The organism is Streptomyces sp. NPDC002057, from assembly GCF_040296665.1.
GTDB lineage: Bacteria > Actinomycetota > Actinomycetes > Streptomycetales > Streptomycetaceae > Streptomyces.
On record NZ_JBEOXR010000001.1, the window covers coordinates 380,441 to 388,073 of the forward strand.

At 71.5% G+C, this 7,633-nt stretch carries 8 protein-coding genes; 3 read left to right on the forward strand and 5 right to left on the reverse strand.

Going from position 1 to position 7,633, the window contains the following annotated elements:
* Positions 1–61: 61 nt before the first annotated feature.
* Positions 62–736, reverse strand: a complete 675-nt coding sequence (locus ABT129_RS01770; protein WP_015034542.1) for a Crp/Fnr family transcriptional regulator — start codon at positions 734–736, stop codon at positions 62–64.
* Positions 737–966: 230 nt separating this feature from the next.
* Between ABT129_RS01770 and nth the strand changes: the two genes are divergently transcribed.
* From nth to ABT129_RS01785, 3 genes are all read left to right on the forward strand, one after another.
* Positions 967–1,815, forward strand: coding sequence for an endonuclease III (gene nth, locus ABT129_RS01775; protein WP_502981615.1), 849 nt, complete (start codon positions 967–969; stop codon positions 1,813–1,815).
* Between the two features lie 329 nt (positions 1,816–2,144).
* Positions 2,145–2,840 carry an NUDIX hydrolase gene (locus ABT129_RS01780; RefSeq protein WP_351895299.1) on the forward strand — a complete coding sequence of 232 codons (696 nt, stop codon included), beginning with the start codon at positions 2,145–2,147 and terminating at the stop codon, positions 2,838–2,840.
* A 66-nt stretch (positions 2,841–2,906) separates the two neighbouring features.
* A complete protein-coding gene (locus tag ABT129_RS01785; protein ID WP_351895246.1) occupies positions 2,907–4,106 on the forward strand; it encodes a MarP family serine protease in 1,200 nt (399 codons plus the stop codon).
* Positions 4,107–4,118: 12 nt separating this feature from the next.
* Here ABT129_RS01785 and ABT129_RS01790 read toward each other — a convergent pair whose 3' ends face one another.
* The 4 genes from ABT129_RS01790 to nhaA all read right to left on the reverse strand — a co-directional run bounded on the left by ABT129_RS01790 (position 4,119) and on the right by nhaA (position 7,310).
* Complete coding sequence (locus tag ABT129_RS01790; protein WP_351895249.1) at positions 4,119–4,316, reverse strand: hypothetical protein; 198 nt, start codon at positions 4,314–4,316, stop codon at positions 4,119–4,121.
* A 118-nt stretch (positions 4,317–4,434) separates the two neighbouring features.
* A complete protein-coding gene (locus tag ABT129_RS01795) occupies positions 4,435–5,373 on the reverse strand; it encodes an alpha/beta fold hydrolase (protein ID WP_351895251.1) in 939 nt (312 codons plus the stop codon).
* Positions 5,370–5,855, reverse strand: coding sequence for a phage holin family protein (locus ABT129_RS01800; RefSeq protein WP_351895253.1), 486 nt, complete (start codon positions 5,853–5,855; stop codon positions 5,370–5,372). Before ABT129_RS01800 ends, ABT129_RS01795 begins: the two co-directional genes overlap by 4 nt.
* Positions 5,856–5,912: 57 nt before the next feature.
* A complete protein-coding gene (gene nhaA, locus ABT129_RS01805; RefSeq protein WP_351895255.1) occupies positions 5,913–7,310 on the reverse strand; it encodes a Na+/H+ antiporter NhaA in 1,398 nt (465 codons plus the stop codon).
* Positions 7,311–7,633: the final 323 nt, after the last annotated feature.

Here is a 7,633-nt window from a genome sequence, read left to right on the forward strand (position 1 = left end):
GTACGACGAAGGCCGCCCCGGTCCGTTCGACCGGGGCGGCCTTCTCGCGTACCGAGTGCGACTAGCGCGAGCGCTTCGCGAGGCGCTCCACGTCCAGCAGGATCACGGCGCGGGCCTCCAGACGCAGCCAGCCGCGCTGGGCGAAGTCGGCGAGCGCCTTGTTGACCGTCTCGCGGGAGGCGCCGACCAGCTGGGCCAGCTCCTCCTGGGTGAGGTCGTGGACGACGTGGATGCCCTCCTCCGACTGCACGCCGAAGCGGCGCGACAGGTCGAGGAGCGCACGGGCGACACGGCCCGGGACGTCGGAGAAGACCAGGTCGGACATCTGGTCGTTGGTCTTGCGCAGGCGCCGGGCGACGGCGCGCAGCAGCGCGGTGGCCACCTCGGGGCGGGCGTTCAGCCAGGGCTGGAGGTCGCCGTGGCCCAGGCCGAGCAGCTTGACCTCGGTCAGCGCGGTCGCGGTCGCGGTGCGCGGGCCCGGGTCGAAGAGCGACAGCTCTCCGATGAGCTCGCCGGGACCGAGGACGGCCAGCATGTTCTCGCGGCCGTCGGGGGAGGTGCGGTGCAGCTTCACCTTGCCCTCGGTCACCACGTACAGCCGGTCGCCGGGGTCGCCCTCGTGGAAGAGCGCGTCGCCACGGGCGAGCGTCGCCTCACTCATCGAGGCGCGCAGCTCGGCGGCCTGCTCGTCATCGAGCGCCGCGAAGAGCGGGGCGCGCCGCAGAACGTCGTCCACGAGTTCTCTCCATACTGTCGACCGGCTCAGGGACCTGCGTCCCATGATGCCGGACGTGCAAAACAGTGCGATCAATCACAACAAGTTTGACGTACCGAGCCGCCCGTCCGTACGTCAGGGGCCCGATTGGGGGCTGATCGGCCACGCCCGGGGCGGATGTCGGTGGTGGCCCCTAGGCTGGCCGGGTGTCCAACTCGCCGGTGAGAGCGCAGGCCAAGGGGGCTGAAAGAGTGTCGGCCGAAGGTAATTCCGCCGTGGGCGAACACGGCGTGTCGAAACGGGTGAAAGCCGCAAATCGGAAGGCGGTGAAGCCCGAGTCGCGGCTCGCGATGGTCCGCCGCGCCCGCAAGATCAACCGCGAGCTCGCCGAGGTCTTTCCGTACGCCCATCCGGAGCTCGACTTCCGCAGCCCCTTCGAGCTGCTCGTCGCCACCGTCCTCTCGGCGCAGACGACGGACCTGCGGGTCAACCAGACCACCCCCGCGCTCTTCGCGAAGTACCCCACGCCCGAGGACCTCGCCGCCGCCGTGCCCGAGGAGGTCGAGGAGCTCATCCGCCCCACCGGCTTCTTCCGCGCGAAGACCAAGTCGATCATGGGCCTCGCCGCGGCCCTCAGGGACGACTTCGGGGGCGAGGTCCCCGGCCGCCTTGAGGACCTCGTCAAGCTCCCCGGCGTCGGCCGCAAGACCGCCTTCGTCGTCCTCGGCAATGCCTTCGGGGTCCCCGGCATCACCGTCGACACCCACTTCATGCGGCTCGCCCGGCGGTGGAGGTGGACCGAGTCCGACGACCCCGTGAAGATCGAGGCCGAGGTCGCCACGATCTTCCCGAAGAGCGAGTGGACCATGCTCTCGCACCGGGTGATCTTCCACGGCCGCCGGATCTGCCACGCCCGCAAGCCGGCCTGCGGCGCCTGCCCGATCACCCACCTCTGCCCCGCGTACGGGGAGGGGGAGACCGACCCCGAGAAGGCGAGGAAGCTGCTCAAGTACGAGATGGGCGGCTTCCCCGGCCAGCGGCTCGACCCGCCGCCCGGCTACCCGGGCCGGCCGGCACCCCCGCTCGGCGCGAGCGGCTGAGCCCCTCCGGCCGACCGGACCGCAGGGAACGAACCCGTCCATCGATGGCGTTGTGAAACACGGGGGTGCCTATGACGCGCACTGACGAAGAGATCCACGACGAGGACGTCCGCGACGGACGGGTCCGGGACGTCCAGAACGTCCAGGACGTCCATGACGGACGGGTCCAGGGCGACCGCGACGGACGGATCCAGGCCGGCCACGGGCCCGGCGCCGGCGCCCGCCACGCTTCTTCCGGCCCCGAGGGCCGCCGGGAGCCCGCCCCCGACGCCCGCCACAGTCCGGGCCCCGACGCCCGCCAGGGCTCGGGCCCCGACACCCCCCACGGTGTGACCGGCCGACGCATCGGCCCCGGGACCGGTGGTCTGCTCAGTCGGGACGGGCTGCCCGGCTGGCTGGGGCCCGTCGACCACGCCGCCCGCACGGTCGCGCCCGAGCAGCTCAGCCGCTTCCTGCCGCCCGCGAGCGGCGCCGGTCGCCAGTCCGCCGTCCTCGTCCTCTTCGGCGAGGGAGAGCGGGGGCCGGAGCTGCTCCTCATGGAGCGGGCCGGCAGCCTCCGCTCCCACGCCGGACAGCCCTCCTTCCCCGGTGGCGCCCTCGACCCCGAGGACGGCGACCCGGCGGACGGCGGACTGCTGCGCGCCGCCCTGCGCGAGGCCCAGGAGGAGACCGGACTCGACCCGGCGGGCGTCCAGATCTTCGGCGTGCTGCCCCAGCTCTACATCCCGGTCAGCGGCTTCGTCGTCACCCCCGTCCTCGGCTGGTGGCGCACCCCGAGCCCCGTAGGGGTCGTCGACCCCGGAGAGACCGCCCGGGTCTTCACCGTCCCCGTGGCGGATCTCACGGACCCCGCGAACCGCGCGACGACCGTCCACCCGAGCGGCCACCAGGGCCCCGGATTCCTGGTCGAGTCCGCCCTGGTCTGGGGTTTCACGGCCGGGGTGATCGACCGGCTCCTGCACTTCTCCGGCTGGGAGCGCCCGTGGGACCACTCCAAGCAGGTCCCGCTCGACTGGCGCTCATGACAGGCTGAACCCCGGCGAAGAGGCTGGCGCCGGGCGACCGGAAACGAATCTGCGAGGCAATTGACGGTGAACGTGCTGGACATCTTGTTGCTGCTCGCCGCCGTGTGGTTCGCGGTCATCGGGTACCGCCAGGGCTTCGTCGTCGGCATCCTGTCCGTGATCGGATTCCTCGGCGGAGGTCTCGTCGCGGTGCTGCTGCTCCCGATCCTCTGGGACCAGCTCACCGACGACAGCGAGGTCTCGACCACGGCGACGGTCGTCTTCGTGATGGTGGTCATCGTCTGCGCCTCCGTCGGCCAGGCCCTCACCACCCACCTCGGCAACAAGTTGCACCGGCACATCACCTGGTCGCCCGCGCGGGCCCTCGACGCCACCGGCGGCGCCCTGGTCAACGTCGTCGCCATGCTGCTCGTGGCCTGGCTGATCGGCTCCGCCCTCGCCCGCACCACCCTGCCCACCCTGGGCAAGGAGGTGCGGAACTCCCAGGTCCTGCGCGGAGTGGAGCAGGTGATGCCGGATCAGGCGTCCGGCTGGTTCGACGACTTCAGCTCCACGCTGGCCCGCAGCGGCTTCCCGCCGGTCTTCAGCCCCTTCGCCAACGAGCCGATCACCCCGGTCATGCCCCCCGACCCGGCGCTCGCCGACAGCCCGGTCGCCGACCGTGCCCAGCGCTCCATCGTGAAGGTCGTCGGCACCGCGCAGAGCTGCGGCAAGGTCCTCGAAGGCACCGGCTTCGTCTTCGCCGACCGGCGCATCATGACCAACGCCCACGTCGTCGGCGGGGTCGACGAGCCGACCGTCCAGATAGGCGGCGAGGGCAGGCTCTACGACGCCAAGGTCGTCCTCTACGACTGGCAGCGCGACATCGCCGTCCTGGACGTGCCGGACCTCAAGGCCAAGCCGCTCGCCTTCACCGACGAGGACGCCCGCAGCGGCGACGGCGCGATCGTCGCCGGATTCCCGGAGAACGGCTCGTACGACGTCCGCTCGGCGCGCGTACGCGGCCGCATCAACGCGGACGGCCCCGACATCTACAACCGGGGCGACGTGCGCAGGGACGTGTACTCGCTGTACGCGACGGTCCGCCAGGGCAACTCCGGCGGCCCGCTCCTCACCGAGGACGGCAAGGTGTCCGGCGTGATCTTCGCCCGCTCCCGCGACGACGCGAACACGGGCTACGCCCTGACGGTCGACGAGATCCGCGAGGACATCGAGCGCGGCCGGGCAGCCGACCAGCAGGTCGACACCCAGGCCTGCGCCCTGTAGTCCCGGGGTCCGCTAGGGGGTGTCGCGGGGATGCCGGAGCCGGGCCGAGACCCAGCGGGCCCGGCGGCGCAGGATGCGCGAGATTCCCACCCCTTGCACGGCGTGCGTGCCGCCGGGGTCCGGCGGGCCACCCCCCTCGCGGGAGCCCGGCCCGGAGGCCGAGCGGCGGTTGCGTGCTGTCGTGTCACCGTAGTCGTGCGTCCAGCCCATACCTCGACGTCTGCCCCTGCCCCAAGGTCGGTAACCGCCCGGGGGCCCGCCAATTGGAGTATGCGCGGGGCACATGGCCGTTCGAAGGAAGTCTGTACGCACCCGAGGAGAGGGACCGTCAGCGGTCGGGCTCGGGGTCCTTCAGCCAGTTGACCAGCTCCGTGGAGAAGGCCACCGGATCCTCCTCGTGCGGGAAGTGGCCGAGGCCGTCGAAGAGCCTCCAGCGGTACGGCGCTTCCACGTACTCGCCCGACCCCGCCGCGCTCCGGGTCCGCATCACCGGGTCCAGGGAGCCGTGCAGATGGAGCGTCGGCACCCGCACCGGCCGCTTCATGCGCCGGTTGAACTGGATGCCGTCCGGGCGCGCCAGGGAGCGCACCATCCAGCGGTACGGCTCGATCGAGCAGTGCGCCGTCGACGGGACCAGCATCGCGCGCCGGTACACGTCGATCGCCTCCTCGTCCGAGTCGGGACGGGGCTGCGGCCCCGACCAGTCCCGGATCAGCTCGCCCACGAGGGCCGCGTCGTCCGCGACGAGCTGACGCTCCGGCAGCCACGGCCGCTGGAAGCCCCAGATGTGCGAGCCGGCCCGCGACTGCGAGAGGTCGGAGAGCATCGCCGAGCGCCAGCGGCGCGGGTGCGGCATCGAGGAGACCACGAGCCGGCGCACCAGCTTGGGCCGCATCACGGCCGCCGTCCAGGCGAGGTAGCCGCCGAGGTCGTGCCCGACGAGCGCCGCGTCCGGCTCGCCGAGCGAGCGGATCACGCCGGTGACGTCGAGAGCCAGGTTGGCGGGGTCGTAACCCCGGGGGGTGCGGTCGCTGCCGCCGACGCCGCGCAGGTCCATCGCGACGGCCCGGAAGCCCGCCTCCGCGAGCACGGGCAGCTGGTGGCGCCAGGTCCACCAGAACTGCGGGAAGCCGTGCAGGAGCAGCACCAGCGGGCCGTCGCCCATCTCGGCGATGTGGAAGCGGGCGCCGTTGGCCGCCACGTCGCGATGGGTCCACGGCCCGTCGAGTCGTACGGGCCCGCCGTTGCCGCTCTCGGGAAGGGTCATACGGACGAGCGTGCCACAGCGGAGGCCTTCTCCAGCGCCGGGCGCTGCGCCGGGCGGGGGTGCGGCTTCGCGTTCTGGACGATCGCGGCCGTCTGCTTCGCGGAGGCGATGGACTTCTCCGGCGGCTTGACCTTCTTGAACTTGGCGACCGCGATCGCCCCGAGGAGGCTCGCGAGCAGCACGTTGAAGGCGAAGGACAGCAGGAAGCACCAGACGAGGTTCCAGCCCCCGTTGCCGTTGTGCCCGCCGGTCCAGGTGTTGATGGCGTACGCGAGCGCGAAGCTCAGCATCGGCAGCGAGAACAGCAGCACCACGACGGCGCCGATTCCCATGATGCTGCCGAACACACCGCGCTTGACGTCCTGGCGCAGTTCGGCCTTGGCCAGGGCGATTTCGTCGTGCACCAGCGCGGACATCTCGGCGGTCGCCGAGGCGACCAGCTGGCCGAGGCTGCGCTCGGTTCCGTCGAACGGATCGCTCATCGCTGCTCCCTCTTCTCTTCTGCGGTCCGAGTTCTCTTCTACGCGGTCCGACTCAGATCATGCCGGACGGTCGGCCCCGTCGCGCGGTGCCCCCGCCAGTTGGGCGCGCTCACGGTGCTCGGCGGCCTTCTTCTCGTAGATCTCGGCCATCCGCAGGTGGTACTCCGGGTTGTCCTGCTCGTAGATGTCGGGGATGCCGTCCTGGTCCTCGTCGCGCTCCTCGTCGGAGACGAGGGCCTGGTACTTCCGTACCCGCAGCTTCAGCAGGACGGAGGCGATGACGGCCGCGATGAGCGAGCCGATGAGGACCGAGGCCTTCACCTCGTCGGTGAGGACGGCGTCCCCGGCGAAGGCGAGCTCGCCGATGAGCAGCGAGACGGTGAAGCCGATCCCGGCGAGGGAGGCGACGGCGAAGACGTCCGGCCAGCTCAGGTCGGGGTTGAGTTCCGCCCGGGTGAAGCGGGCGGCGAGCCAGGTGCCGCCGAAGATGCCGACGGCCTTGCCGACGACGAGGCCGAGGACCACGCCGAGGGTGACCGGCTGGGTGAAGACGTCGTGGATCGCGCCGCCGGAGACGCTCACGCCCGCCGAGAAGAGCGCGAAGAGCGGGACGGCGAGGCCGGCCGAGAGCGGGCGGACGCGGTGCTCGATGCGCTCGCCGGGGGAGTGCTCCTCGCCCTCCCGGGTGGTGCAGCGCAGCATCAGGCCCATGGCGACACCGGCGATCGTGGCGTGGACGCCGCTGTTGTACATGAGGGCCCAGATGACCAGCGCCAGCGGGACGTACACGTACCAGCCGCGGACCTCCTTGCGCAGCAGCAGCCAGAAGACGACGAGGCCGGCCACGGCTCCGCCGAGCGCGGCGAAGTTCAGGTCGCTGGTGAAGAAGATCGCGATGATCAGGATCGCGAAGAGGTCGTCGACGACGGCGAGGGTGAGCAGGAAGGCGCGCAGCGCGGAGGGCAGGGAGGTGCCGATGACGGCGAGGACGGCGAGCGCGAAGGCGATGTCGGTCGCGGTGGGGACGGCCCAGCCGTCCATGGAGCCGTTGCCGACGGTGTTGACCAGGGCGTAGACGAGGGCGGGCGCGGCCATGCCGCAGAGCGCGGCGACGACGGGGAGCGCGGCGGCCTTGGGGTCGCGCAGCTCGCCCGCGACGAGTTCGCGCTTGAGCTCGATGCCGGCGACGAAGAAGAAGACCGCGAGGAGGCCGTCGGCCGCCCAGTGCTGGATCGACAGGTCGAGGCCGAGGGCGGCGGGGCCGATGTGGAAGTCGCTGACGGATTCGTAGCTGCCGCTCAGCGGGGTGTTGGCCCAGACGAGGGCGACGACGGCGGCGGCGAGGAGCAGGATGCCGCCGACGGTCTCGGTGCGCAGGGCGTCGGTGAGGTAGCGCCGCTCGGGCAGCGAGAGACGGCCGAGAAACCTGCGGTCGGTCGGTGAGGGCGCGGCCACGGGGGAATCCTCCGGTCGGTGGGCAGGGCAGAGCACATGCCGACCAGACTTCCCGGCGCACCTAGGTTTCCTTGTCGCGTCATTGACGCGGTCCTTACTTTACCTAACGAGCGAGGGTCGTGTCCGGCGAGAATCACTTTAGGGAGAATCACCCCTTTCGTCCTGCCGGACGCGGGGAGTGCGCGGGGGCGTGGGGCTGCCAGGACCCGTACGACGTGAACGCCCGCCCCCCCCCGGCCCGGGGGGGGGGGGGACGGCGACGGGGGCGGGGCGGGGTAGGAAAATCACAACACATAAAAACAAGAACCCACAAATAAATAGAG